The 25,386-nt window shown below is 56.9% G+C and carries 19 protein-coding genes and 1 tRNA gene; 9 read left to right on the top strand and 11 right to left on the bottom strand.

Annotation, left to right across the window (positions count from 1 at the left end):
* The first annotated feature begins 339 nt into the window (after positions 1 to 339).
* The gene (locus tag ACZ495_RS03715) at positions 340 to 1,788 is read left to right on the top strand and encodes an aryl-sulfate sulfotransferase (protein ID WP_012625038.1); all 1,449 of its coding nucleotides are present in this window, start codon (positions 340 to 342) and stop codon (positions 1,786 to 1,788) included.
* Between the two features lie 442 nt (positions 1,789 to 2,230).
* Here ACZ495_RS03715 and ACZ495_RS03710 read toward each other — a convergent pair whose 3' ends face one another.
* On the bottom strand, positions 2,231 to 3,763 hold the full coding sequence (locus ACZ495_RS03710; protein WP_012625039.1) for an outer membrane homotrimeric porin: 1,533 nt from the start codon (positions 3,761 to 3,763) through the stop codon (positions 2,231 to 2,233).
* Between the two features lie 334 nt (positions 3,764 to 4,097).
* Here ACZ495_RS03710 and ACZ495_RS03705 point away from each other — a divergent pair, with 334 nt between their 5' ends.
* The 4 genes from ACZ495_RS03705 to gcvH all read left to right on the top strand — a co-directional run bounded on the left by ACZ495_RS03705 (position 4,098) and on the right by gcvH (position 8,156).
* On the top strand, positions 4,098 to 5,432 hold the full coding sequence (locus ACZ495_RS03705; RefSeq protein ID WP_012625040.1) for an MFS transporter: 1,335 nt from the start codon (positions 4,098 to 4,100) through the stop codon (positions 5,430 to 5,432).
* A gap of 100 nt (positions 5,433 to 5,532) precedes the next feature.
* Positions 5,533 to 6,357 carry a hypothetical protein gene (locus tag ACZ495_RS03700; RefSeq protein WP_012625041.1) on the top strand — a complete coding sequence of 275 codons (825 nt, stop codon included), beginning with the start codon at positions 5,533 to 5,535 and terminating at the stop codon, positions 6,355 to 6,357.
* Positions 6,358 to 6,366: 9 nt separating this feature from the next.
* Entirely contained in the window at positions 6,367 to 7,752 is a 1,386-nt protein-coding gene (locus tag ACZ495_RS03695) for a dihydrolipoyl dehydrogenase family protein (RefSeq protein WP_407844290.1), read from the top strand.
* A gap of 23 nt (positions 7,753 to 7,775) precedes the next feature.
* Complete coding sequence (gcvH, locus tag ACZ495_RS03690) at positions 7,776 to 8,156, top strand: glycine cleavage system protein GcvH (RefSeq protein WP_012625043.1); 381 nt, start codon at positions 7,776 to 7,778, stop codon at positions 8,154 to 8,156.
* Between the two features lie 354 nt (positions 8,157 to 8,510).
* Here the strand turns inward: gcvH and ACZ495_RS03685 are convergent.
* Together ACZ495_RS03685 and ACZ495_RS03680 are read right to left on the bottom strand one after the other, a co-directional pair.
* Positions 8,511 to 8,587: transfer RNA gene (locus ACZ495_RS03685), tRNA-Met, on the bottom strand.
* 296 nt (positions 8,588 to 8,883) lie between these two features.
* Positions 8,884 to 9,681, bottom strand: a complete 798-nt coding sequence (locus ACZ495_RS03680; RefSeq protein ID WP_072312286.1) for an undecaprenyl-diphosphate phosphatase — start codon at positions 9,679 to 9,681, stop codon at positions 8,884 to 8,886.
* A 138-nt stretch (positions 9,682 to 9,819) separates the two neighbouring features.
* Here ACZ495_RS03680 and ACZ495_RS03675 point away from each other — a divergent pair, with 138 nt between their 5' ends.
* Positions 9,820 to 10,014 (top strand): hypothetical protein, encoded by a 195-nt coding sequence (locus tag ACZ495_RS03675; RefSeq protein ID WP_012625045.1) that lies wholly within the window; start codon positions 9,820 to 9,822, stop codon positions 10,012 to 10,014.
* Between the two features lie 323 nt (positions 10,015 to 10,337).
* Here ACZ495_RS03675 and metG read toward each other — a convergent pair whose 3' ends face one another.
* Both metG and ACZ495_RS03665 read right to left on the bottom strand, forming a co-directional pair.
* Positions 10,338 to 12,350 carry a methionine--tRNA ligase gene (metG, locus tag ACZ495_RS03670; RefSeq protein ID WP_464262635.1) on the bottom strand — a complete coding sequence of 671 codons (2,013 nt, stop codon included), beginning with the start codon at positions 12,348 to 12,350 and terminating at the stop codon, positions 10,338 to 10,340.
* 33 nt (positions 12,351 to 12,383) lie between these two features.
* Positions 12,384 to 13,463 (bottom strand): PSP1 domain-containing protein, encoded by a 1,080-nt coding sequence (locus tag ACZ495_RS03665; protein ID WP_072312290.1) that lies wholly within the window; start codon positions 13,461 to 13,463, stop codon positions 12,384 to 12,386.
* A 297-nt stretch (positions 13,464 to 13,760) separates the two neighbouring features.
* Here ACZ495_RS03665 and ACZ495_RS03660 point away from each other — a divergent pair, with 297 nt between their 5' ends.
* Together ACZ495_RS03660 and ACZ495_RS03655 are read left to right on the top strand one after the other, a co-directional pair.
* Entirely contained in the window at positions 13,761 to 14,318 is a 558-nt protein-coding gene (locus tag ACZ495_RS03660; protein WP_464262634.1) for an HDIG domain-containing metalloprotein, read from the top strand.
* A 16-nt stretch (positions 14,319 to 14,334) separates the two neighbouring features.
* Complete coding sequence (locus ACZ495_RS03655) at positions 14,335 to 15,642, top strand: ATP-dependent 6-phosphofructokinase (protein ID WP_012625049.1); 1,308 nt, start codon at positions 14,335 to 14,337, stop codon at positions 15,640 to 15,642.
* Positions 15,643 to 15,856: 214 nt separating this feature from the next.
* On the opposite strand, the gene dapB is transcribed toward ACZ495_RS03655, so the two are convergent.
* From dapB to uvrB, 3 genes are all read right to left on the bottom strand, one after another.
* Complete coding sequence (gene dapB / locus ACZ495_RS03650) at positions 15,857 to 16,636, bottom strand: 4-hydroxy-tetrahydrodipicolinate reductase (protein ID WP_072312283.1); 780 nt, start codon at positions 16,634 to 16,636, stop codon at positions 15,857 to 15,859.
* Between the two features lie 23 nt (positions 16,637 to 16,659).
* Positions 16,660 to 18,798, bottom strand: coding sequence for an NAD-dependent DNA ligase LigA (gene ligA, locus ACZ495_RS03645; RefSeq protein WP_072312282.1), 2,139 nt, complete (start codon positions 18,796 to 18,798; stop codon positions 16,660 to 16,662).
* 112 nt (positions 18,799 to 18,910) lie between these two features.
* Complete coding sequence (gene uvrB, locus ACZ495_RS03640) at positions 18,911 to 20,947, bottom strand: excinuclease ABC subunit UvrB (RefSeq protein WP_394027752.1); 2,037 nt, start codon at positions 20,945 to 20,947, stop codon at positions 18,911 to 18,913.
* Positions 20,948 to 21,004: 57 nt separating this feature from the next.
* Between uvrB and ACZ495_RS03635 the strand changes: the two genes are divergently transcribed.
* Positions 21,005 to 21,499, top strand: a complete 495-nt coding sequence (locus ACZ495_RS03635; protein WP_072312280.1) for a hypothetical protein — start codon at positions 21,005 to 21,007, stop codon at positions 21,497 to 21,499.
* On the opposite strand, the gene aat is transcribed toward ACZ495_RS03635, so the two are convergent.
* From aat to clpS, 3 genes are all read right to left on the bottom strand, one after another.
* Positions 21,460 to 22,272: a leucyl/phenylalanyl-tRNA--protein transferase gene (aat, locus tag ACZ495_RS03630; protein ID WP_464262633.1), complete on the bottom strand. Its 813-nt coding sequence runs from the start codon at positions 22,270 to 22,272 to the stop codon at positions 21,460 to 21,462. The genes ACZ495_RS03635 and aat overlap by 40 nt on opposite strands.
* A 278-nt stretch (positions 22,273 to 22,550) precedes the next feature.
* Positions 22,551 to 25,049, bottom strand: coding sequence for an ATP-dependent Clp protease ATP-binding subunit ClpA (gene clpA / locus ACZ495_RS03625; protein ID WP_464262632.1), 2,499 nt, complete (start codon positions 25,047 to 25,049; stop codon positions 22,551 to 22,553).
* Positions 25,050 to 25,057: 8 nt separating this feature from the next.
* A complete protein-coding gene (gene clpS / locus ACZ495_RS03620; RefSeq protein WP_012625056.1) occupies positions 25,058 to 25,378 on the bottom strand; it encodes an ATP-dependent Clp protease adapter ClpS in 321 nt (106 codons plus the stop codon).
* Between the last annotated feature and the right edge of the window lie 8 nt (positions 25,379 to 25,386).

Below are 25,386 nucleotides of genomic sequence, written 5' to 3'. Positions count from 1 at the left end.
AAATTCGCCACAAAAAGAGCACGCGTTTTCCCGCGTGCATCACATTTTTCCGGCTTCAAGTTTCATGCTGCTGCAACATCTTTTCACGAACACCGTGGAACCACGCCGTTCTTGAGAAACTTATCTCATGGCCGCCCTGCCGTCCACCGCCCAACAGGGTAAAAAAGGTTTATTTTCGATGTGCCAAACTAGCGCTCTCTTTTTGTGAATATTGTTGCAATGACAACATTTTCCGCCGTCTCCAAGGGCTACCATGCATTTTACCGACTCTCTGTCCGCATCAGCCAAGGCAATGCGGCCAGATTGTGCAAAAAAACGCCCGACCAAAAGGAGGTTCTTATGGGCCACCCGACTATCTACCCTACCGGTGTCACGGTTTACAACCCTGAAAAAGCCTGGAGCGGCTTTACGATCATTCAGGCTCCCGACAACGGCGCGCTGCTGCTGGGCATGAACGGCCACGAAATCCGCATGTGGAAAGACGTGCACGGTTTCCCCAACAAAATGTTCCCCGGCGGCATGCTTATGGGCAGCACCGGCACCCGCCACCCCAAGCATGGCCTCCAGGACCAGCTTGACCTCGTGCAGATCGACTGGGACGGCAATATAGTATGGAAATTTGACCGCGCAGAATTCATCGAAGATCCGGGCATGGAAGGGCGATGGATGGCCCGCCAGCACCACGACTTCCAGCGCGAAGGCAGCTCCACCGGCTATTACGCGCCCGGGCAGGAACCCAAGATTGACTCCGGCAATACGCTGGTCCTTTGCCATAAAAACACCGTCAATCCCTACATCAGCGACAAAATGCTGGTTGATGACGTCATCTATGAAGTAACATGGGACGGCGACATTGTATGGGAATGGAACTGCGCCGACCACGTTGAAGAAATGGGCTTTACCGAAGCCGCCCGCAACGCCATGTGCCGTGACCCCAACTTCCGCGGCGGAACCATTATGGAAAACGCCCCCGGCGTGGGTGACTGGATGCATGTCAACTCCATGTCCACCCTTGGCCCAAACAAATGGTTTGATGCCGGTGATGCGCGCTTCCACCCCGACAATATCATCATTGACGGCCGTGAAACCAATATCATCCTGATTCTTGACAAAAAGACCGGTAAAATCGTCTGGCAGCTCGGCCCGGACTACGACCGCACCCCCGAAGAAAAAGCCATCGGCTGGATTATCGGCCAGCACCATGCCCACATGATCCCCCGGGGACTGCCGGGCGAGGGCAATATCCTTGTATATGACAATGGCGGATGGGGCGGTTACGGCAATCCCAACCCCGGTGCCCCCCGTGGCGTCAAGGCCGCCCAGCGCGACTATTCCCGCGTGCTCGAGATCGACCCCGTGGCCATGAAGATTGTGTGGCAGTACACGCCGCATGAAGCGGGCTTTCTTGTTCCCCTGGACGCCTACCGCTTTTACAGCCCCTTCATCAGTTCGGCCCAGCGCCTGCCCAACGGCAACACCCTCATCTGCGAAGGTTCCGATGGACGCGTATTTGAAGTGACGGCCGAACACGAAATAGTGTGGGAATACATCTGCCCCTACAAGGGGCACATCAGCCTGCCCATGAACTGGGTGTACCGCGCCTATCGGTTGCCCTATTCCTGGGTTCCCCAGGCTGAGGTGCCAGAAGAAAAAGCTATTGAACCTCTGGCGGTTAAAGACTTCCGCGTGCCTGGGGCTGCCCCCTTCGGTCCTATGTCTACCGTCAAGGTTGAAGGCACTGTCGGCTACTACAGCGGCGCTGGACACTGCGTGGCCGCCACCGAATAAACAGCATCGTTTCGCCACCCTCTCCATGACCATGAGGCCCCGGAATCTGCCGCCGGGGCCTCATGGCTTTTCTGCGGCATGCCGCAATACTCCCTGCATGTCGCTGCGTTCCAAACCATTGCGCCCATTGGGGACGAACAAAACGCGTGTGTCTGCACAAGCATAGCAACGGCCAGGCCTGAAATTATAGACTTTCGGACATCATCCGGCTATCCCCGAGGTAAGGTCTTGTTTTATAACACCGCTAGGCGCACATGCTCCGGTGATTATATGCAGCAGTGCCAATGGAGTTGTGTATGACTTGCATTCTTCAGTCTATTCATAACATTACTGCCGCACCGCACTGCCACATCTGCACATGAGAGACACAGGGCAAGACGCCATACAAAAAGGCGACGGAATACTCCGCCGCCCTTGAAGGCACAACGTGGAATCAATGGAACTAAAACGTATAGCGGAATGTAACGGAAACGCGCCAGTTGTCCTCGTACTGTGAATCCTCCACTCCATGCCAGGTGTCAGGGTCAAGATAAAGTTTTACGTAAGAGCCTTCCAGGTTCACATGAAAGTTTTCATAAATCTTGTAGGTATTGGAAAGGCTGGCCTCCCAGGCATGGTCCGTGGTGGTAAGATATGCCATAGGGCCGTCTGCTCTGGTGGGGTAGGAGGTCATATTGGCATTTTTGGGCATATCGGCACTGTTTGTTCCCCAGAAATAGGCAAACTTGAGCGTATGCTTGAGGTCGTCAATGAGGCTCACGTCCTTGAGGCTACCGACAATTCCCGCCATGCCGCCGGGATTATGCCCGAGCACCTTCCACGTATCCAGGTCAAAAAAGCCGCCGCCAAATCCCAGCGGTGTAACCGGCCAGGGAGAATTGAAAACCGGCAGACGCTCTGAGCCGTTGTAGGGATTATCGTCATCGCCGCTGCCATACCAGGCCAGAATGCCGGGCGTACCCCAGTCAAGCTTGTAGTCTACGCGCATGGCGGCATACCAGCCTTCGCGGCGCAACTGAAAGGTCTTACCTGCCCCTTTCGGGTCAAACAGATTGTAGTTTTGCAACTCGCCCATATCCACATAGCCATACGTGGCGTCAAACGCGATATCCCACGGTTCCCACTGGCTCAGGTTCACAGTGATGCCGCCCCACCAGCCGTTGCCCCAGGTATTGTTGGCGTTGCGATAATTCTTTTCAAAGGTCTGAAAATAGTTCATGCCGCTGCCCAGAATGGGCATAAGCCCGCCGCGAGGAGCGTAGATGGCCGGCTCGCGCTGCCCTGCGTAGTCATTGATGCCGCGCAGGCTGTTTTCGCCAATAAGGGCGTACATGCCCCAGGGAGAAACTTTAAGCCCTTCTGCCTTGACCGGCAGCACCAGCGCGAAGATGTCCAGATTGTCCAGATAATTCTTATCCAGCCTGCCAGCCTGTGTATTTTGAGAATTGTCATTATAGGGGCGGCCCCAGAACGCCGTTGCCCCCACTGAAAAATCGTCATTTTTGTATACAGGGGTGTTGACCGTAACCCCTGCGGAAAACTGCCCGTAGACCGCACTCCAGTCAGTAACAAAACCGGGCAGCAGCATGGGCTGTATGCCCATGCGCACCTTGGCTTCAGTTTTGGGCACAAGCCAGTCAATATATGCGGCCCGTATGCCTACCACATTGTTACCGTCAGCGCCAAGGGCCGCCCCGTCTTTGGCCGAACCCCAGTATTGACCATTGGTGCCCACAGTGATCAGCAGGCTGCCCGATACATTTTCACTCGCCACCGCGTCTATCTGCGTGCGTAAACGCTGCAGGGCCTGAAACGTATCATTTCCGTGCACGCCCAGCGGGATGACGTTGGATGTTTCAAAGCCGATTTCAAATGCCCCTTTGACCTTGAAATCAACAGCGTGACCGCGAGCCGGAACAAGTACGGCCATGCAGCAAAGCAGCAGACCGGACAATTTTTTGCCGATTGTCCTCATATTATCCTCCTGTGAAAATTGGTGCGGCCTCCTGCACCTCCCGTTACCCTCACAAGAGAAATGGCCTGTTATGCGGCTCAGCATTGTTGCCCATGCAACATTTTTTACAAATAACTCTTTTTTTCACAAAAATAGCAGAAAGTAAGTCTTCTAAATAATACTATCAAATATATAACTTTTTTAAAATTTGTGAAAAAAATCTTTCAAAAATGTTGCACCAACAACAATAAAAAACCACCAACAAACTATTAATAGCACAACCTCCTTCTCCCGTTGATGTTTTGCAAAAAGACTGAAAAATTCAGGCACAGACAAGAGCCAAAAGGGGAAATCCATGCCCGGCCAAGAAAAAATCAGCAACAACTACTTCGACGGACTAAAAGTCTGCGGTCGCCATAAAGCAGTGTTCTTCATCATAATGGTGGCCTACTTTTGTGAACAAATGGATAACTGGAACTTCGGCTTCATTGCCCCGGCCCTGATGCAGCACTGGGGGCTGACCATGAAGGATATCGGCACGGTTACCTTCTGGTATTTTGCGGCAATGACCTGCGGCGGATTTGCGGGGGGCTTTATTTCTGACATGATCGGCCGCCGCAAAACATTTCTGATCGCCATCACGCTGTTTTCCACAGCCTCCATTATCAATGGACTTACTGACGATTTTCACGTTTTTGTGGCCTCACGCGCACTCACGGGCTTTGGTGTCTTCTGCCTCATGGTGTGCTCACAAGCCTATATCGCCGAGATGGCTCCGGCAGAAAGCCGGGGCAAGTGGCAAAACCTTGTGGCAGGCGTGGGTTTTTGTGCGGTACCCGTTATCGGCCTGCTCTGCCGGGTTATTATTCCTCTGCATGAAGAGGCCTGGCGCTATATTTTCTACCTGGGCGGCATTGGCTACATTGCCCTGTTCATCGCCTGGAAATATCTGGACGAATCACCGCGCTGGCTTGTGAGCCGGGGCCGCATTAAAGAAGCCGAAGCGGTCATGCTTGACCTCACCCACATGAACATCGACCTTTCTGCGGCAGCCGCCAGGGTCAACACCAGCAAACCGCCTATCAAGGAAGTACTGCTGGGCATGATCAGCCAGAAGTACATAAAGCGCACCCTGGTCATTCTGGTGATTGTGCTCTGCACCAATCCGGCAACATTTGTTGTGACCAACTGGACAGCCACCCTGCTCAAGGCACACGGTTTTTCTCTTGAACAGTGCCTTATGGCCACTACGCTGATTTCCATCGGCGTTCCCCTTGGCCTCTTTGCTTCCAGCGCCTTTACAGACCTTGGCGGACGCAAGATCCCCCTGGTCATCATGCTTGTCTGCATGGCGATTCTTGCGCCCATATTCGGCAACGTCAGCCATTACTGGGTCGTCGTGTCCGTAGGTGCGCTGCTCACCGCTTTTGTCATGGGCCTGGGATTCACCGTTTTTTCGTACACTGCAGAATCCTATCCGACACATCTGCGAAATACCGCGACAGGCTTTCACTCTTCCATCGGACGCCTTGCGGTAGCTTTTTCACAACCTCTCATTCCTGTTGTGTATGCAGCATACAGCTTTGACGGCGTGTTCTATATCTTTAGCGCGCTTTGCGTTGTCCCCGCCATTGTACTGGCCATATGGGGAGCACGTACGGGCGGCAAGTCCCTTGAGGATATTGCCTAAAACAATTGCATAAACCTTCCTGAGGCCGCGGCGCGAGCAGATGCGTAAAGCCTGCCCGCGCCGCGCGGCCTTTAACGGTAAACCGCCAAGGAGTATTGCCATGAGCATAACCCTTTACACCGCACCCGACTGCATCCGCTGCAGGATCGTCAAAAGCTTTCTTGCGGAACGCGGGCTGGAGTATGCCACAGTAGACTTCAAAGCCGATGCGCAAACCTTCAACGCCTTCTACCGCGCCAACCGCAAGGCCATTTACCGCAATCCTGAAGGTGTGGAATTTCCTCTGTTTGACGACGGCAAAGTCATTAAACAAGGCTCCGGTGAAATTATTGCCTATCTGCTTTCCGGCCATGACATGGAATGCTGCGTGACCAGAAGCGATATGCTTCACGGTAAAATTGCGGGAATTTATCCCTCCCTTTGCCCTGACGGGCAGGAGGAAAACCTGCTCATACTCGTTGACCGCCTTGCCAAGGGCGGCCTGCAGGTCTGGCTGCAGGTGGATGGACGCAAGCCGGCTCTGCTGGAAAAGCTGCTGCACATCAAGGATGTTCATGTCATCCTTAATGTTGTGGGCGGAGCCGATGCCGCTGGCCGTATCTTCGGCGGCGCCCCCTCGAAAGAAGACCTGGCGAAAACCATAGCTCTCGTGCAGGCATCTCCGGACGGCATCATCCGTTTTCTGGCGGTTCCCCACCCTGCTGATGGCGGCCAGTGGGCATGGCCTCAACGGGCCGATGCAGCAGCAGCAGCGCAAATGGTGGCCGAAGCCTGCGGCCAGCCCACCCTGCCCTATGTCATCACCGCCATCACGCCCGATATGGCCTGGGACATGCGTGGTCTGGACGCCCTGCCCGAGCAGAACATGCTCGTCTACCGTTCCGCCTCACGGCAGTTTCTTTTCAAAGCTGATATCGCGAAATAGGGGGCAGACGTGCAGTCTTTTGACGTGATCATCATAGGTGGAGGCCCGGGCGGAACCACGGCAGCCCGCATTCTGGCACAGGGCGGGAAAAAAGTTGCGCTGATAGAAGACAAGCACTGGGGCGGCACATGCCTTAACTGCGGCTGCATCCCCACCAAGATGCTGCTTGGCGCAGTGGCCCCCGGCAGCCTGCTGCGCGCGCAGGAGCGTCTGCGGGTTGTCAAAGGCAGCGTGAAGGTAGACTTTACCGCCCTGCAAGGCCGGGTCAGCCGATTCACCAAAGGGACAAGCCAAACACTTGCCAAAGCCCTTGCAGGATCGGGCGTTACACTGTTTGAAGGACTCGGAACCTGCCTGGAACGCAAAGAAGGGCAGCCCCGTGTGCAGGTTGTCTGCGCCGAAAACCGGACAGACATGACCGCTCCCGATGTCATCCTGGCTTGCGGCACTGCATCAGCCGCTTTTCCCGGCCTTGCGCCCGACCACCAGTGCGTACTGGACAGCACAGACCTGTTGCAGTCTGCTGCCATTCCCGAAAGCCTGATCATTGTCGGGGCCGGAGCCATTGGCCTTGAAATGGCGGACTTTTTTTCAGCCATGGGCAGCAAGGTCACAGTAGTGGAGGCGGCTTCGCATGTTGCCCCCACTGAAGACCCGGATATTGCCAAAGAGATGCTCCGTGCCCTGACCAAGAACGGCATAACCTGCCATGAGGGAACCAGGGCTAAAGACCTGCGTACCGTTGACGGTAAAGCCCAGCTCAGCCTTGAGGACGGAACAGTCATCACGGCGGCCAAAGCCTTGGTAGCCGTTGGCCGCAGCCCAAATACCGAAGGGCTTGGCGTGGAAAATCTGGGCGGAACAAAAACCCCCAGAGGATACGCCCAGGTGGATGAAAACCTGCAATGCGCGTCCGGCCTGTATGCTGTGGGCGACATCAACGGCCTTACCCTGCTGGCCCACGCCGCCGAACATCAGGCAGCCTATGTGGCCCGCCGTATTCTCGGCCAGGCAGACGGTCCCTATGAATCCGGACCTGTACCTTCCTGTGTATATGGCGGCACGGAAATCATGCGTGTGGGGCATACTGCAACCGCCTTGCTGCAACAGGGCAAGTCCGTTGAAGTTTCACAGGCCCCTCTTTCGATGAATCCCATCGCGCAGGCAAGCGGCGGTACTGCCGGCTTTGTAAAGGTTGTCTGGCATGAGGGCCGCATGAAAGGCATCGCAGCCGTTGGGGCTGGCGTATCGCATCTGGTGACCGTGGCCCAGATGCTGCTCAAGGAAGGCTACAGCGGGCACAGATTACACGAAATCATGTTTGCCCATCCCACGCTGGATGAAATTGTGCCCATGGCCATCAATGCGCCCAGAAAGGCCGTTACGGCTGGATAATCGCCTGCGGGCAAGGAGATATCATGAATTTTCCCACTGACAGAATTTACCACGCCGACCACCTCTGGGCTCAGGAACAGGCGGACGGCTCCTGGCTGATCGGCATTACCGACTATGCTCAGGATCAGCTCGGCAGCGTCATCTTTGTGGACATGCCGGAACAGGGAACCCAATTTGAACAGGGCCAATCCTGCGCGTCCATTGAGTCAGTAAAAGTGACCAGCGAGGCGATCATGCCCATTTCCGGCACAGTGCGCGCCATCAACGATGCCCTTGCTGAGACGCCTGAGCTGCTTAATACCGCCCCCTACGGCGAAGGATGGCTCATACGCGTCACGGCCTTGCCCTACGATGCGGCAGCCTGCATGAACAGTGACGCTTATGCGGCCGTGATCGGCGCATAAGAACCCCCTGTTCCAGACGGTCCGAAGGTCCTGCCGCCAGGCTGCAAAATCCCCGACAGTTCATCTGCCGGGGATTTTTACATGTAAAAACAGTCTTTCCTTGGGGACGATTGCTTTTTCAGGATCCGGACCGGCAAATCGCATTGCTTTTTACACCAGCCGATAATCAGCTATGCTGAGAAGCACATGGTCACGACAACGTGGACTCTGCTCCCCCACTCGTACCCCGTTTGAGGCACCGCCTGGTGACAATCTGGAACACTCCGGGCAAACCAGTCCCCGACAATCTCACATCGCCAAAAACAAAGAAGTTCAAGGAGTTTTGAACAACCTTGAACTTCTTTGATGAAATATTGGTAGCAAGGGAGGGATTTGAACCCCCGACACTGCGGGTATGAACCGCATGCTCTAACCAACTGAGCTACCTTGCCGTACGTTCGCCCTCAAGCGGCGCGACGATCTAAATATAAGATTTGGTCAGGATTGGCAAGCAAAATTTGCCCAATTATCTGTGCCTATTCGTTTTTCCTGCATTTTTATCTTTACGCAACGCTTTTTGGCTTCAGACCTGCTGCTTTTCCAGAAGAGCACAAATGTATCGCGGCGAAGCATCCTGCAGGGTACTCCTCACCCACGGTACACAATTTTTACAAGATGCCCTGCCTCACACAGCATTTTTTCACCCGTCGGGCGCAAAACAGTATTTTTTTTGAGGGATACCTGCCGGTTAATTCACCATAAAATAATATACAAAAGGCGCTATCAGCAAACGATAGCAGGCAAAAGGAATCAGTGTCATCCGTCCCACCAGGGCCACAAAAACCTTTACCGCCAAAAGGGCAGACACAAAAGAACCAATCATGCCTACCAGAAAAAAGGGAATATCCGCAGCGGTGAACATACTCAGATTTTTCAGCAGGTCGTATCCAGTGGCGGCAACCATAATCGGCACGGCCGCAATAAAGGAATACTCCGCTGCCAAAGGCCTTTTGGCTCCCAGCAGCATGCCTCCCATAATGGTGGCCGCCGAACGTGAAAAGCCCGGCCAGAGGGCCAGGCACTGAAAGCAGCCAATGCCCAGAGCCAGACGTGGTGTCATGTCATCAAGGCTGATGCAGGTGGGCTTGAATTTGCGTTTTTCCACAAGAATCATGCAGATGGCCCCCACCACAAGGGCGATAAGCACTGTCGCCGGGCGAAACAGATATTCCTTGATGTAGGAGTGCAGCAGCAGGCCCAGAATGCATGCGGGCAGCGAAGTAAGCATGAGCAGAACGATGCCGCGTCTGCCGGCAAAGCGGGCATACGGCTGTGGCCGCACAAGGCCCCAGAAGCGCTTCCAGTAGAGAACCACCACAGCCATGATGGCGCCAAGCTGGATGACGACATCAAAGGTGGCGGCTTTTTCCCCCACAAAACCGAGCAGATCACCGGCAAGAATGAGGTGGCCGGATGACGAGACCGGCAAGAATTCTGTTAACCCTTCAACTATGCTCAATATCAACGCTGTGAGCAAATTGTCCATAACTGGCCTCGTATATGGGTGCCGTGTGGCGAGTTGCTGTTTGCCCGGCTGCTTCGCCAGCCGGAACACAAGCTCGCGAAGTTCAGCCGTTGCCAAAAGATGGCCCACAGGCTATGAGTGAAAAAAAGGACGTACGCCATGAGTACCGTAATGCCGCAGAGTGAACTGGTGCGGAAAGCCGCCGCTTACCTGGCTGAAGAACGTGCGCGGGATCCCCGCAAGGGCCTGGCCCTGCTGCTGGACGAGGCCGGTATGCGCTTTAACCTCACCCCGCTGGACGCCATGGCTCTGGAACGTCTTTTCAGAAACGGCGATACCGTCAAAACAGAGTAAGCCCGCCCTGCTCCGGCAAGCGCCTTCCCGCAAACCGGCGAAGCAGAGTCGCCAGAGCGCGGTGCAGTCAGCGGCACGCGGCCTTGGAAGGCCTGTGGCCGGGGCAGCAAACAAAAAGACCGCAGGGGACTTTACCTTTGAGGCTATGTTTCTCAAAGTTTTTACGGTGCTCATCGTAGTCCCTGATGGCGCAACAGGCCGTGCTGCAGCGGCCAAAGCCGGCAAGTCCCAAGCAAGGGGCTGAAGCTGCGCCCGACCATTGTGACAGGCGTCTGCTCGTAGCCGTCAGGCGGTTTTGCTGCAAAACAGCCTGACCTGATGTACTACGCTATTTCGCTGCCATCCGGCACGTTGCCGTCAAGGGCAAGCAGAGTCAGGGAATTTCCATCCCCTGCCGTGAGCACCATGCCGTGCGACATAAGGCCGCGAATTTTGCGCGGCTCAAGGTTGAGCACGGCGCAAACCCGCTTTCCCACCATAGCTTCAGGTGCGTAGTGTTCGGCAAGGCCTGAGAGTATCTGGCGGGGCTGCCCTTCTCCAAAGTCTATTTCCAGCCGCAGGATACGATCGGCATTGGGGTGCTTTTCAGCCACCAGCACTGTTCCCACGCGCATGTCCAGAGCTTTGAAATGGTCAAAATCAATATCGGGCCTGCCCGAAACCGCCGAGTCGTCGCCGGAGGCACACGGCTCCACCGGTTTGCCGCCGTCGCCTTTCTGCTGCCTGGCCGCGTTTTTCTCTGCCTTGGCCTGCGCTTTTGCGGCCTTGGCCTTTTCAGCAACGGCCGGATCTTTTTTTACCTCAATGCGCGGGAACAGGTTTGAGGCTTCCGCAACGCCAGTCCCCGGCACAAGGCCATCAAGACTCCCCATCTCTTCTTCAAGCACAGGTACGGGCGGCAGGGTTTCCTGCACAGGCTGACCAAGTTGCTCCAGCATCTTGCCGCAGGCCACGGGCATGACCGGCCACAGACACAGGGCTGTTTTGCGCATGGCGGCCAGCAGCACATACATGACCGTGGCAAGGCGTTCCATATTACCCTGCTTGTGCAAAGCCCACGGCGCCTGACTGTCCACATACTTATTGAGGGCGCGCACCAGTTCCCACAGGGATTCAAGCCCCTGAGCAAATTGCACATTGCCGAAAAGCTGGCTGAAATTGCGCATGGCCGTGGCGCACAGGTCTTCAATAGCCTTGTCCGCCTCGTCAAACTGCTTGGGAGCCGGAACGCGACTGCCGAAATACTTGGCGGTCATAGAAAGAACCCGGCTGAAAAGATTGCCCAGGTCATTGGCAAGATCGGCGTTTATGCGGCCTACAAGCGCTTCGTCGCTAAAGCTGGCGTCAGACCCGAAATGCATTTCACGCAGCAGAAAATACCGAAAGGCGTCCGCTCCGAAGCGCTGCGCCATTTCTTCCGGCTCTACAACGTTGCCCAATGATTTTGACATTTTGGTGTCGCGCACCAGCCAATAGCCGTGTACGTTGAGATGCCTGTATTGGGGCAGGCCTGCCGATTTGAGCATGGTGGGCCAGAAGACGGCGTGCGGCTTGAGAATGTCCTTGGCAACCAGATGTTCACCAGGCCAGTAACGCTCAAAGTCCGCGCCATCCGGCCAGCCAAGCGCACTAATATAGTTGATAAGCGCATCAAACCAGACGTAGCACACATAGTCCTTGTCAAAAGGAAGCTCAATGCCCCAGGTCAGGCGTGACTTGGGCCGCGAAATACACAGATCTTCCAGTGCGCCGGATTCCAGCATGGACAGGACTTCGGTACGATAGCGTTCCGGCCGGATAAACGTGGGGTTCTGCTCAATATGCTCCTTGAGCCAGGGCAGGTATTTGGACATGCGGAAAAAATAGTTTTTTTCACTTATGAATTCCGGCTTGCTCAGGTGCTGCGGGCAAAGGCCGTTTTCCAGCTCTTTTTCTGTGTAGAAGCGTTCACAACCGTAGCAGTAATGGCCGCCAAACTCACCAAAATAGATGTCCCCGGCATCATAAACCTTTTGCAGGAAACTCTGCACAGAAGCCACATGTGTGGGGTCAGTGGTGCGTACAAAACGGTCGTTGGCCACATCAAGCCGGGGCCACAATGCCTGAAAGCGGGCGCTGATGCCGTCCACAAATTCCTTGGGCGATTTGCCTTCCTTTTCGGCTGCCTGCACAATCTTGTCGCCGTGCTCGTCCGTACCCGTCAGAAAAAGCGTGTCCTGCCCGGCCAGCTTGTGGTACCGGGCCATGGCATCGGCAACCACTGTAGTATAGGCATGCCCCAGGTGCGGTCTGGCATTAACGTAGTAGATGGGCGTAGTGATAAAGAAGGTATTCACTCAAGGCTCCGTAAGCTCGTAATGGCGTATAGCTTATTGATTTTCGTTTTTCTGTGTTTTACGGCGGCGCTTGCGGCGCGGCTTTGCCGCATCGCCATGCCCATCGGTTCCCGGTTCGTCATGACCGCTGCCGGCAGCATGCTCCGGCCGGTGGGCATCCTGCTGTCCGGCGGCGTCCTGAGAAAACAGGTCGTCCATAAAGTCAAGATGCTCCAGCGTGTCTGGCGTGGCCGAAACCACCAGCAAGCCGTCTCCGGCGGGCTGCTTGGGCGGCTGCTTGTTCTGGCCTTGCGGCGACGGCGGCGCTTCGGGCCGGTGCGGTGAAAGCGCCTGCCATTCTTCGAGCGTCAGTTCCAGTTCCTCATTGGCTTCGGTGAGCACAGCCAGGGAATTACGAAACATGTTGGCCCGCAGGACCTTCATGCCGCCCTTGTCGGTCTGATACTTCTTGCCAAGGCGGGGGCAGTTCCGGTGAAAATGGTCGTAATTTTCCTGCTCATAAGAAAGGCAGCACAAAAGCCGTCCGCAAATGCCGGAAATTTTGGCAGGATTAAGAAACAGGTTCTGCTCCTTGGCCATCCGTATGGTCACAGGAGCAAACTTGCGCAGATAACGGCGGCAGCAGCACACCATGCCACAGTTGCCCACAGCGCCGACCATCTGCGTTTCATGACGCACGCCGATCTGGCGCAGTTCGATACGGGCGCGGTATTCGCGCACGAGATCTTTGACAAGATCGCGAAAATCAATGCGCGAAGGGGCGGTAAAATAAAAAATCAGCTTGCTGCGGTCAAAAAAAACTTCCACATCCACAAGCTTCATGTCCAGGTTGCGCTGACGTATGCACTGGCGGCAGAATGCCTGTGCTTCGCGGCTCAGCTGCTCGTTGGCCTCGCCACGCCGCACATCTTCCGGGCTTGCCAGCCGCAGGATATGGGGCAAAGGTTCACTTTCCTGCTTGGGCAAATGCTGCGCAGGGCCGGAAACCACCTGTGCCAGAGCGTAGCCCTGTTCGGCTTCGATAAGCACGTGCACACCCGGGCTGAGTCCCGGAGGGCCGCTGTAATAGCTTGTCTGGCCCAACGCGCGAAAACGCAGGCCGTATATGGGCATAAAGGTCACGATACAAAACCTTGTGAGACGATTTCCGAAAAGATTCTTTTCGGCCATAAAACGCCCGCTGTCAACACTGATGCCTTTCCGCAGCGGCAAACCCGCTATGGAGGCAGCGACGCTTCTGCCATCGCAGTGTACGGCATTGCCCCGGCAGCGGGCCATACCGTACCCGTATACTGCGTACAGGGCGCTTTGCCGGGCGCTGCTCGCCGGGGCTGGCGCAAACGCCCGGCTGATCGGCTTGCCTTCGCCACTGCCCTGTTCTACATTGAAAAGGATACGGGAGACAACGCCATGATACAACGAAACGAGGCCCTGAAACTTCTGGCCGACCATAACACGCCGCCTTCTCTCATGCAGCATGCCCTGGCTACCGAGGCAATCATGAGCGCCCTGGCGAGCCATCTGGGCGAAGATGCTACCCTGTGGGGCATCACGGGCCTTCTGCACGATCTGGATTACCCCGCCACGTCCGAAAATCCCTCACGCCACGGGCTGGACACAGCGGACATGCTGGCCGGGCATCTGCCCGAGGCCGCCCTTGCGGCCATACGCGCCCATGCAGCTGAAATGAATGGCGCGCAGCCCGCCACCCGCTTTGACTACGCCCTGCGCTGTGGCGAAAGTGTTACCGGCCTTATCAGCGCGGCAGCCCTTATGCGCCCCACGGGCATGGAGGGCATGGAAGTCAAAAGCATCAAGAAAAAAATGAAAGACAAGGCCTTTGCGGCCAGTGTCAACCGGGACAACATCCGGCAGTGTGCCGAAGCCGGACTTGAGCTGGACGAATTTTTGGCCCTGTCCATCGAGGCCATGCGCGCCAGCGCCCAAGAACTTGGACTGAGCAAATAACATGCGCGAGGCCGGTATGAATAAAGAATGTACTCTGCAAACGGATATACGCACCCTTGGTCCCTGCAAGCTCGATTCCCACCTGCCCTATCGCACCTGGGCCGATGACAGGACCGTACAGATTTTTGTAGATGAAGATCTGACAGACGACGCCGGCAAGGCCTTTAGCGTATGCCTCGAGGCCGCCGGGCCACGCAAAAAGCTCTATTTTGACTCCACGCGGGCCAAATGCGCCATCGTGACCTGCGGCGGCCTTTGCCCCGGCATCAACGATGTCATACGGGCCATCGTAATGGAGGCCTTTCATGCGTACAACGTGCCGTCCATCCTGGGTATTCCTTACGGTCTTGAAGGCTTTATCCCCAAGTACGGTCACACCCTCCAGGAACTGACGCCCAAAGGCGTGGCTGACATCCATCGCTTTGGCGGAACAATGCTCGGGTCTTCACGCGGGCCGCAGTCCGCCGAGGAAATCGTGGACGCCCTTGAACGCAGCAATGTCAATATTCTTTTTGTGATCGGCGGCGACGGGACTATGAAGGCCGCGCGGGCCATCAGTACAGAAATTCAGGCCCGCAACCTGAAACTTGCCGTTATCGGCATTCCCAAAACCATTGATAATGACATCAACTTCATTCCCCAGTCCTTCGGCTTTGAAACCGCTGTCTACAAGGCCACAGAAGCCATTGAATGCGCCCACACCGAAGCGTGCGGCGTTCCCAACGGCATTGGGCTGGTGAAGCTTATGGGGCGCGAATCGGGTTTTATCGCCGCCCGGGCCGCGCTGGCGCTCAAGGAAGTAAACTTTGTGCTCATTCCCGAAGCGCCATTCAGCCTTGAAGGTGAAGGGGGGCTTCTGCCTGCTCTGGAAGAACGCCTGAAAGCGCGGGGACATGCCGTCATCGTTGCCGCCGAAGGGGCCGGGCAACATTTGCTTGCGGAACAGAACGGCACCGATGCCTCCGGCAATCCCGTGCTCGGCGACATCTCCGAACTCCTGCGCACGTCCATCAACACCTATCTGGACACACGTGGCGTGGCTCACTCCATAAAATATATCGACCCGAGCTATATCATCCGCTCCATTCCCGCCAGCGCCAACGACAAGGTTTACTGCGGCTTTCTGGGCCAGTACGCGGTACACGCCGCCATGGCGGGTCGCACACATATGGTGGTGGGAAAAATTCAGGACCGCTACGTGCACCTGCCGCTGGAACTGGTCACGCGCAAGCGCCGCAAACTCAATATCTATTCCGACCTGTGGCGGGCCGTACTTGAATCCACGGGGCAAGGCATGCTCAAGGGCATGCTGCCACCGATATAGTACAGGCTTGCTTTAGCTGAGCGCCTGCTCCTACAGCCGTCAGAGCAGTTTAAAATTAAATTGCTCTGACGGCAGCCTTGTCTGCCAGATCGCTTTTTACGAAAACCCCTTCTCAAGCCGCTGCGCAAGCAACGGTCTGAGAAGGGGTTTCTTACATTGTATGCCCACTGGCTTTCAACCGGCGCGCTGGGGCAAAAGACCGGAATTGAAGGAATCAGAACATATCACGCATGCCGTAAAGCTTGCCCGGCTTCTGCCCGGCCAGCCATGCAGCCGCCCGCAGCGCGCCCTGGGCGAAGGTATCACGCGAATGGGCCTGATGTGTCACTTCGATGCGTTCGCCGGGTCCCATAAAGTACACTGTATGCACGCCCACCACATCGCCGCCGCGTATGGCCTGAATACCGATCTGGGCTTTGGGCCGTTCGCCGATAATACCATCACGGGCAGAGCAGCGCACGTCGTTAAGCTGCCAGCCGCGGGCTTCAGCCAGGCATTCGCCAAGGGTCAAGGCCGTGCCGCTGGGACTGTCTTTTTTGCGATTATGATGCAGCTCAACCATTTCTATATCGTATGCATCGCCCAGAGCGCGGGTCAGTTCCGGCAGTATCTTGCACAGCACATTGACGCCGATGCTCATGTTGGATGCCCAGAAAATAGGAGCTTTTTTTGCCAGCTCGTGCAGTTCGTCCTTTTCCGCATCAGTAAAGCCCGTAGTGCCGATAACCAGGGCATGCCCGCTCGCGGCCACGGCACGGGCCGACTGCAAACTTACGGAGGGGGCAGTAAAGTCAATAGCCACAGCGCCCGGCGCTTTGGGCAGCACTGCGGCAAGGCTGTCGCCCACGGGGCAGGATGCGCCTGCCAGGCTTTCCACATGCTCCCTGCTATCTACCAAGCCAGCCAGACTGAAGGCCGACTCCGTCGCCGCCAGATGGCTGATGGTTTTGCCCATGCGTCCGTTGGCCCCTACCACGATGATGGCTGTACTCATGCTTTGCTCGCTTTGTATTCAAATTATTCCGAAGCCGCTTTGGCTTCGCGCAACATGGTCATAAATTCTTCTTCGGTGAGTACCGTTACGCCCAGCGCCTGTGCTTTTTCAAGCTTGCTGCCCGCCTTTTCCCCCGCCACAAGGTAGTCAAGTTTTTTGCTCACCCCGCCAAGTGGCGTGGCACCGGCGGTTTCAGCCAGCTTTTCGGCTTCACTGCGCGGCATGCTCAGGGTTCCGGTAAAAAGAATATTTTTTCCCGCCAGCGGCCCGGACGCCAAACCGCCCTCGCCTGTGCTGCCGGAAGAACCGCCGCCAGACCGGCCGCCGCGCGGCCACAGGCCAAGCGCCCTGAAGCGCTCAAGCTGTTCCCGGTTGGCGGGGCTGTTGAAAAAGTTATGGATGGATGACGCCACCTCCGGTCCCACATCCGGCAGACTCAGCAGCGTTTCCGCGCCGGCGTTTTCCAGTTCATCCAGCGTTTCAAAATGCAAAGCCAGGGTGCGTGCGGTCTGTTCACCCACGTGCCTTATACCCAGAGCGCTGATGAGGCGCGGCAGGGTGGCAGAATGTACGGCGCGGGCAAGCGCGTCCACAAACTTGTGGGCCAGCACTTCTCCCATGCGCTCAAAGCCCAGCAGTTCCTGCACCGTAAGAGTAAAAAGATCAGCAGGAGACTGCACCCGGCCACTGGTGACCAGCTGTTCTATCCATTTCTGCCCCACGCCCGCGATATCCAGACCGGCCTTGGACACAAAATGCGTGATGGCCCGCAGGCGGATAGCGGAACAGGCCATGTTTTCGCACCGCCAGGCAGCTTCCCCCTCTTCCCGGTACGCAGGCTGGCCGCATGCCGGACAGGTGTGGGGAAAAACATATTCCCGGGCGTTTTCCGGGCGCTTTTCCAGCACCGGCCCTACCACCTCGGGAATGACATCGCCTGCGCGGCGCACCATGACCGTATCACCCACCCGCACATCGCGATTGCGTATTTCATCCTCATTATGCAGGGTGGCACGCGAGACCATCACGCCGCCCACAGAGACAGGCTCAAGCATGGCCACAGGGGTAAGCACCCCCGTGCGGCCCACCTGTATCTCAATGTCTTTCAGCAGGGTCTGTGCCAGTTCGGCCGGAAACTTGAAGGCCACGGCAAAACGCGGTGCCCGGGCGGTAAAACCAAGCGCCTGCTGGGCCTCAAGATTGTCCAGCTTGGCCACAGCCCCGTCAATTTCCATCGGGAATGCGGCGCGGTGCTCCCTGACCCACTGGGCATACTCCTCCACCTCGGCCACGCTGCTGCACAGCCTGCCGTCCGGCGGAGTAAGAAAACCGTATTCCCTGAGCCGACTCATGACTTCAGACTGCAGCAGACAGACGGGCGCGGGCGTCCAAAGCGCCTGGCCAAGACTGTAAGCCAGAAACCGCAACGGGCGTGAACCGATAATGGCAGTGTCCAGCTGGCGCAGTGTTCCTGCCGCAGCATTTCTGGGATTGGCAAAGGTTTTCAGACCAAGGGCTTCCTGTTTTTCATTAAGGACGGCAAAATCATTTTTATACATGACAACTTCGCCGCGCACCTCAAGCCTGGCGGGAAAAGGCCCCGGCCCCGCAAGCCGCAGGGGTACGGTGCGGATGGTACGCACAGCGTCGGTGACAACTTCACCCACCTCGCCGTCTCCCCGGGTAAGGGCTTCTTGCAACACGCCGTCTGCATAGATGATCTCCAGAGCCAGGCCATCCAGCTTGGGGTCACACCAGAAGCTTTCCGGCAGGGGACCGTTCACATCTCCCCCCCAGGCGCGAGCCATACGCTCCGCGAATTCCTGCCACTGCCCGGCTGAAAATACGTTGTCCAGACCATACATCTGAAGACTGTGGGCCTTTTTGGCAAGACCTTCCAGCAGCCCGCCCCCCACGCGCAAGGTTGGTGAATGGAGCGAGCGAAGTTCAGGCCAGCGGGTTTCCAGATCCTGCAATTCGCGAAACAGGGCGTCAAACTGGTCATCACTGATTTCGGGCCTGTCCAGCGTATGGTAGAGGTGATTATGACGCTCAAGCTCGGCTGTAAGCCACTGGACGCGCCGGCGTTCTTCGCCCGTGGGACCGGTGGCAAAAAGGCTGTGCTGCGACTGCCCGCCCTGATGTTCGTTCTTCTGTACCATGAAAGACCTTTATACTGGAGCGTGTCAAATTGGGGATGTATCGTTGCAAAAGCTGGCAAACCGACAGCATTGGGGATGTGGTAAACGCGCAGCCAAGTTGCACACCCGGCTCTTAATCCGGTAATGCAATAAGACGCGCCCGCAAGACGCGGATGCGGTCACGCAATTGTGCCGCCTGTTCAAACTCCAGATCACGGGCAGCCTGGCGCATTTCCTTTTCAAGCCTGGCCACCAGCAGGGCCGTGTCTTCGGCCGTAAGCGGGCTTGCGTCCGCATCCTGCCCTTTGCTCTTACCCCGCCCCTTGCCGCGCCCGCGTGAGGCGCCATCTTCCACATACAAACTATCCAGCGGGGATTCAAGGCTTTTTCTTGTACTTACAGGTGTTATGCCGTGTTCTTCATTATACTCTGTCTGCCGGGTACGGCGGCGCGCCGTTTCGCTCATGGCGGCCTTCATAGAGTCCGTTACCTTGTCGGCATACAGGATGACCCGCCCCTGAACGTTACGGGCTGCGCGGCCAAATGTCTGGATAAGCGAACCGGTGGAACGCAAGAAACCTTCCTTGTCCGCATCCAGAATGCAGACCAGGGAAACTTCGGGAATATCCAGTCCTTCACGCAGCAGGTTGATGCCCACCAGCACGTCGAACTCGCCCAGGCGCAGGGCACGGATGATCTGCATGCGCTCAAGGGTATCAATATCCGAGTGCAGGTAGCGGGCCCGCACCCCCATGTTGCAGCAGTACTCTGTAAGATCTTCGGCCATGCGTTTGGTCAGGGTAGTCACAAGCACCCTTTCGCCCCGGCTCACGCAGCCCCGGCATTCGCCGAGCAGGTCTTCCATCTGCCCCTTGGTGGGTCGTACTTCCACCACCGGGTCCACAAGCCCCGTGGGGCGGATGATCTGCTCGGCCACGATGCCCTGTGCCTGATCCATCTCGTATTTTCCGGGGGTGGCCGACACATAAACCACCTGATTGAGCCGCGCCGTAAATTCGTTGAACTGCAACGGCCTGTTATCCAGAGCGGAGGGAAGGCGAAAACCGTAGTCAACCAGCGTCTGCTTGCGTGAGCGGTCGCCTTTGTACATGCCCCCCACCTGGGGGATAGTGATATGCGATTCGTCCACAAAAAGAAGAAAATCCTCAGGAAAATAGTTGAGCAGGCAGGATGGCGGCTCCCCCGCCACACGGCCGTCCAGATGACGGGTGTAGTTTTCAATGCCGTTGCAGTAGCCAAGCTCTTCGATCATTTCAAGATCAAGCTGTGTGCGCTGCTCAAGGCGCTGGGCTTCCACCAGCTTGCCCTGCTGTCTGAACAGGGTCAGGCGCTCGGCCAGTTCATCGCGAATGTCGCCGGCGGCACGCTTGAGATTGTCCTGCGCGGAGACGAAGTGGCTGGCCGGGTAGATAACGGTTTTACTCACATCAGCCAGAACCTCGCCCGTGAGAGGATCTATTTCGCGCATGGAATCAATATCGTCGCCAAAAAATTCCAGCCGCAGGGCGCGTTCGTGATGATAGGCCGGAATAATTTCAAGGGCATCGCCGCGCACGCGGAACGTACCGCGATGAAAGTCATAGTCATTACGCTCATAATGCACTTCCACCAACCGCGTGATGAGCCTGTCCATGGAAAAATGCTGGCCCACTTCAACAGGAACGACCATCTTGGCGTAATATTCCGGCGAACCAAGACCGTAGATGCATGAAACAGAGGCCACAATGATCACGTCGCGTCTGGTCAGCAGGGCATGCGTGGCGGCATGGCGCAGCTTGTCTATGTTATCGTTGATGGAAGAATCTTTCTCAATATAGGTATCCGATGCAGGCACATAGGCTTCCGGCTGATAATAATCGTAATAGCTGACAAAATATTCTACGGCGTTGTGGGGAAAAAGCGCGCGGAACTCACCGTACAACTGGGCCGCCAGGGTTTTATTGGGCGCAAGCACCAGCGCCGGGCGATTGCAACGGGCAATGACATTGGCCATGGTAAACGTTTTGCCCGAGCCGGTAACGCCCAGCAGCACCTGAGCGGGTACTCCGGCCTGAAGGTTGGCCACCAGTTCATTGATGGCCCCGGGCTGGTCACCCGTAGGCGCATAGGCGGTTTCCAGGCTGAACGGGGTGGTTAACTTGTCTTCCATCATATTCCGTTTTGGGGTAAGAGGGTGTGAAATAATACACTAACAACGGGAAGTGCTATGGAAACAATCCTTGTACCCACGCAGTTCGACCTGCCGCTGGACAGAATCTACATTGTGGCCGCAACCCTCAAGACCTTCAAGGGGCGCCGCCACGTTGACGTGCAGATTTTCCGGCCCGGCGCCGGAGACGACGAACTGGAAGCCATACGGGGTCTCGGCCTGGTAGCCCCCGCCGACCCGTCCATTCCGCCGGAAGTTCTTCAGGGAGCTACAGAGGAAGCCGCCCTGCGCTGCATTCTTGAAGCCTTTACCACTGAAGAAAGCCGCGCCCTGCTGGCGTATCTTGAAGAACGTTACGCCGAACATATTGAAAAAGTTACTGTCTGTCCCATGGATATTCCTGTTCCCCTGGGCGTGGCCCCGCTGGCGGGCATTCCCGAAAACAAGACCACCGGCTTCATCCGCTTTGACGCCGTACGCGACTACAACCTGCCCTTCGCGGCCCACGGATACTATGATCTGAGCGCCCACGAACCGCTGGACAAAGAATAGTCGTAGCGTTCATGCCAGGGCTGCCAGATGGCACCGCAAACAGATGTCTGCTCCACATCGGTGGATGTGGAGCCGGAAAATGGATCCACGGCAGATCCGTGACGATACGAAGTTCCGGCAGGATGCTCCGGCGCAAGTGCCTGATCCAGTTTTTGCACAAAAAGCTCACGCGGCAGCAGAACCCCGCCCATCCTCATGATGTGCGGGGTTTCCTGCTGGCAGTCCAGCAAAGTGACGCCACGCAGGCGCAGCAGGGCCACAAGGCCCGCCAGAGCCGCGCGCGAGGCTTCGGGCAGCACATGAAACATCGACTCGCCAAAAAACGCCCGCCCAAGCCCCACTCCGTACAATCCGCCGACCAGTTCGCCCTCATGCCATGCCTCCACACTGTGGGCATAACCCATGTGATGCAGGCACTGGTAGGCTTCTGCCATTTCGGGCAGAATCCAGGTTCCCCCGCCCTCATGGCGCGGTGCGGCGCAGGCGTGGATAACTTCGCTGAAGGCAGCGTTGAGCGTCAGTTCAAAAGGTTTGTTGCGCAAATGACGGGCGCTGCGCCTGGGCAGGTGGAATGCATCCAGCGGCAGCACGCAGCGCGGGTCGGGCGACCACCAGAGTATGGGCAGGCCAGCTTCATACCAGGGGAAAATGCCCCTGCTGTAGGCCGCCAGAAGCCGTTCGGGGTGCAGGTCGCCGCCAAAGCAGAGCAGACCGTCCTTGCGCGCAGCCTCCAGCAGTGGAAACTGGGCGGCCATGGCTGTGTAAATCCTCAATGGGCGCCCCCTCGCAGCGGCTTTGCCCTGCTTTGTACAAACAGCGGGCACGCCGCCTTGTTGCGGTTGCGGACGGTGAAGTACACTCCGTTTTTTGCCGCCTTTGTCAATCCCGGGCAGGATGTTCTTGAGACGGCATTATACTGCCCTCGTCTCAGGTCAAAAAAATTCCTGCAACAGATTTGAACAAGAATAATGGGTTAGGCGCTAAAGGCGTGGCGCGGGACCCTTTTGCAAAAGGGTCCCGCGCCCACAAGGCATTTCAAAGTAAAAAAACTCTAGTCTGCCTTGCCGGATTTCTTCACAGGCTCGCCCTTGGCAACCGTAGCCCCGGAACCAGAACCACTTGCTGCAGTTCCCGGCGTTCTGCCCTTGCCAGAGGCTTTTTTCTTGCCGCCCGCACTGGCGGTCTTTGCATCTGCCGGGCCGGACGTCCTGGGCTTGCCCTTCACCATCTGTTTACCGGACGCAACAGCCCGCGAAGACCTGGCGGCAGCGGATTCCAGCACAAGGGCATCATCCACGAGGTCAAGCCGGGCGGTTCCGCCCTTGGCCAGCGAACCGAACAGCAATTCGTGCGCCAGCCTGTCTTCCAGCTCGGTACGCAGCAGACGCCGCAGGGGACGCGCCCCCATGGTGGGGTCAAAGCCCTTGCGGGCCAGCCATTGCCGGGCCTTCTGCCCAAGCTCAAGGCTCACCTGTCGCTGCTCGAGGCTTTCGATAATTTCAGCCATAAACTTGTCCACAATGCGCAGCATCATATCTTCAGTCAGGCTACCGAACGGCACAAGCGCATCAAGCCTGTTGCGGAACTCGGGGCTGAAGGTATTTTCCACAGCCTTGAGTCCCTTATGAGCCGCATCCTGCCGTGTAGCCCCGCCAAAGCCCATGGCCGGGCGGGACATGTCAAAGGCTCCGGCATTGGAGGTCATGATCAGGACAACATGCGAAAAGTCCGTCTTGCGGCCCGTATTATCCGTCAGCGTGGCATAATCCATTACCTGAAGGAGCACATTGAAAATGTCGGGGTAGGCTTTTTCCACCTCGTCCAGCAATACCACGGAATACGGGGCCTTGCGCACGGCCTCGGTCAGCAGGCCGCCCTGATCAAAGCCCACATAGCCGGGAGGCGCGCCGATAAGACGCGACACGGCGTGCTTTTCCATATATTCGCTCATGTCATAACGCAGAAACTCCACGCCCATGAGTTTTGCCAGGCTGCGGGCCACCTCTGTTTTACCAACACCCGTGGGGCCGTAGAATAAAAACGCTCCGGCCGGGCGCTGCTCCTGACCAAGCCCGGCGCGGGCGCGCAAGATGGCCCGTACAGTAAGCTCGATAGCCGCATCCTGCCCGAACACCAGCCCCTTGAGGTCTTTTTCAAGCGAGGCCAGCCGGTTGCGTTCCGTGCCAGAGACGGTACGCACGGGAATGCCCGCCATGCGGGCCACAATACGCTCCACATCCCCCACGCTTACCAGGGGCGGCAGCTTTTTCCCGCTTGCAACGGCTTTTTTGCCGGATGAAGCCCTGGTCCCCTGCACTCCACGGCCCAGGCGCACAGCCGCCCCGGATTCGTCCATAACGTCAATGGCCTTGTCGGGCAGCAGACGGTCACGCACGTGGCGGGCCGTCAGATCCACCATCGCCTTGACCGCAGCCGTGCTGTACCGGACCTTGTGGAAATCCGCATAGCGTTTTTCCAATCCTTGAAGGATGGCGAGACATTCCTCCGGGCTTGGCTCGGTCAGGTCGATACGCTGAAAACGCCGGGCCAGGGCGCGGTCTTTTTCAAAATGGTTGCGAAACTCTTCGTATGTGGTGGAACCGATGCAGCGCAGTTCGCCACTGGCAAGCACGGGTTTGAGCAGGTTGGAAGCATCCATGGAGCCGCCGGACGTGGAACCGGCACCTACGATGGTATGTATTTCATCAATGAACAGAATGGCTTCAGGCAGTTCCTTCAGACGCTGCACCACTGCCTTGAGGCGGCTTTCAAAATCTCCCCGATAGCGCGTACCTGCCAGCAGAAGGCCCATATCCAGGGCGAACAGTTTGGCATTGCTGAACATCTCCGGCACGTCGCCTTCAACTATGCGCAAAGCCAGACCTTCGGCCAGAGCGGTTTTTCCCACGCCGGGGTCGCCCACAAAAAGAGGGTTATTCTTGCGGCGGCGGCACAAAACCTCTACCGCGCGGTCAAGCTCATTTTCACGCCCTACCAGCGGGTCTATCTTGCCTTCGCGGGCGCGGGCCGTGAGGTCAACGGCATACTGGGCCAGGGGGTCGGCCTTGGCGTCTTTTTCTTCGCCTTCGCCGCCCTGGTCCACCCCGCGGGAGCCACCGCCCTCGTCCATGCCATGCGACACAAACGTGAGCACGTCCAGACGTTCCACCCCCTGCTTGCGCAGGTAATAGTGGGCATAGCTTTCCTCTTCATCCATAATGGAAATGAGCAGATCGCCCAGTTCCACGGTATCACGTCCGGCAGCACGGATATGCCCAAGGGCGCGCTCAAGCACGCGCTGCACACCTTCTGTCTGGGCCACTTCGTGCTTGCCCGCAAGAGGAACCACTTCCAGTTCACGATTAAAAAAATCCTCGAGCTGCTCGCGCAGCACGGCCACGCTGGCCCCGCTGCCCTCAAGCAGGATACGGCCGCGCATGCTGTTTGTGAGCGCATAAAGCACGTGCTCGACAGTCAACATATCATGGCGGCGCCGGTGCGCTTCCATAAGCGCATCACGAATGACGCTTTGAACACTCTTGCTCAGCATAGGCAATCTCAGTAAATTTTTTCCATGGTGCACTTGAGGGGAAATCCAGCGGCTCTGGCTGCCTGATGCACTCTTTTCACCTTGGTTTCAGCCACTTCATGGGTGTATACGCCACACTGGCCCACGCCCTGCTGGTGCACGTTCAGCATGATGGCGGTTGCTTCCTGCGTGGTTTTGTTAAAAATACTGCATAGAACAGCCACCACGAAGTCCATGCTGGTATAGTCGTCATTATGCAGGAGAACCCGGTAACGATCCGGCTCCTTCAGCTTTTTTTCCACAATAACCTGGCTTTCGCCGTCATTGCGGCCCTGTTTAAAAGAGGACATTCAATGGC

The organism is Desulfovibrio sp. GTC20076 (genome assembly GCF_055385905.1).
Note: the sequence above shows the minus strand (reverse complement) of the source record. Positions and strands in the feature narration are given on the sequence as shown.

Bases quoted from the DNA above. Each gene is read 5' to 3' on its own strand.
- clpA (WP_464262632.1), bottom strand. From the start codon at position 25,049: ATGCTGAGCAAGAGTGTTCAAAGCGTCATTCGTGATGCGCTTATGGAA.
- ACZ495_RS03675 (WP_012625045.1), top strand. From the start codon at position 9,820: ATGAGTACCGTAATGCCGCAGAGTGAACTGGTGCGGAAAGCCGCCGCT.
- ACZ495_RS03700 (WP_012625041.1), top strand. From the start codon at position 5,533: ATGAGCATAACCCTTTACACCGCACCCGACTGCATCCGCTGCAGGATC.
- ACZ495_RS03660 (WP_464262634.1), top strand. From the start codon at position 13,761: ATGATACAACGAAACGAGGCCCTGAAACTTCTGGCCGACCATAACACG.
- ACZ495_RS03680 (WP_072312286.1), bottom strand. From the start codon at position 9,681: ATGGACAATTTGCTCACAGCGTTGATATTGAGCATAGTTGAAGGGTTA.
- clpS (WP_012625056.1), bottom strand. From the start codon at position 25,378: ATGTCCTCTTTTAAACAGGGCCGCAATGACGGCGAAAGCCAGGTTATT.
- ACZ495_RS03665 (WP_072312290.1), bottom strand. From the start codon at position 13,463: ATGCCCATATACGGCCTGCGTTTTCGCGCGTTGGGCCAGACAAGCTAT.
- uvrB (WP_394027752.1), bottom strand. From the start codon at position 20,947: ATGGAAGACAAGTTAACCACCCCGTTCAGCCTGGAAACCGCCTATGCG.
- ACZ495_RS03715 (WP_012625038.1), top strand. From the start codon at position 340: ATGGGCCACCCGACTATCTACCCTACCGGTGTCACGGTTTACAACCCT.
- ACZ495_RS03655 (WP_012625049.1), top strand. From the start codon at position 14,335: ATGAATAAAGAATGTACTCTGCAAACGGATATACGCACCCTTGGTCCC.
- dapB (WP_072312283.1), bottom strand. From the start codon at position 16,636: ATGAGTACAGCCATCATCGTGGTAGGGGCCAACGGACGCATGGGCAAA.
- gcvH (WP_012625043.1), top strand. From the start codon at position 7,776: ATGAATTTTCCCACTGACAGAATTTACCACGCCGACCACCTCTGGGCT.
- ACZ495_RS03705 (WP_012625040.1), top strand. From the start codon at position 4,098: ATGCCCGGCCAAGAAAAAATCAGCAACAACTACTTCGACGGACTAAAA.
- ligA (WP_072312282.1), bottom strand. From the start codon at position 18,798: ATGGTACAGAAGAACGAACATCAGGGCGGGCAGTCGCAGCACAGCCTT.
- ACZ495_RS03710 (WP_012625039.1), bottom strand. From the start codon at position 3,763: ATGAGGACAATCGGCAAAAAATTGTCCGGTCTGCTGCTTTGCTGCATG.
- ACZ495_RS03635 (WP_072312280.1), top strand. From the start codon at position 21,005: ATGGAAACAATCCTTGTACCCACGCAGTTCGACCTGCCGCTGGACAGA.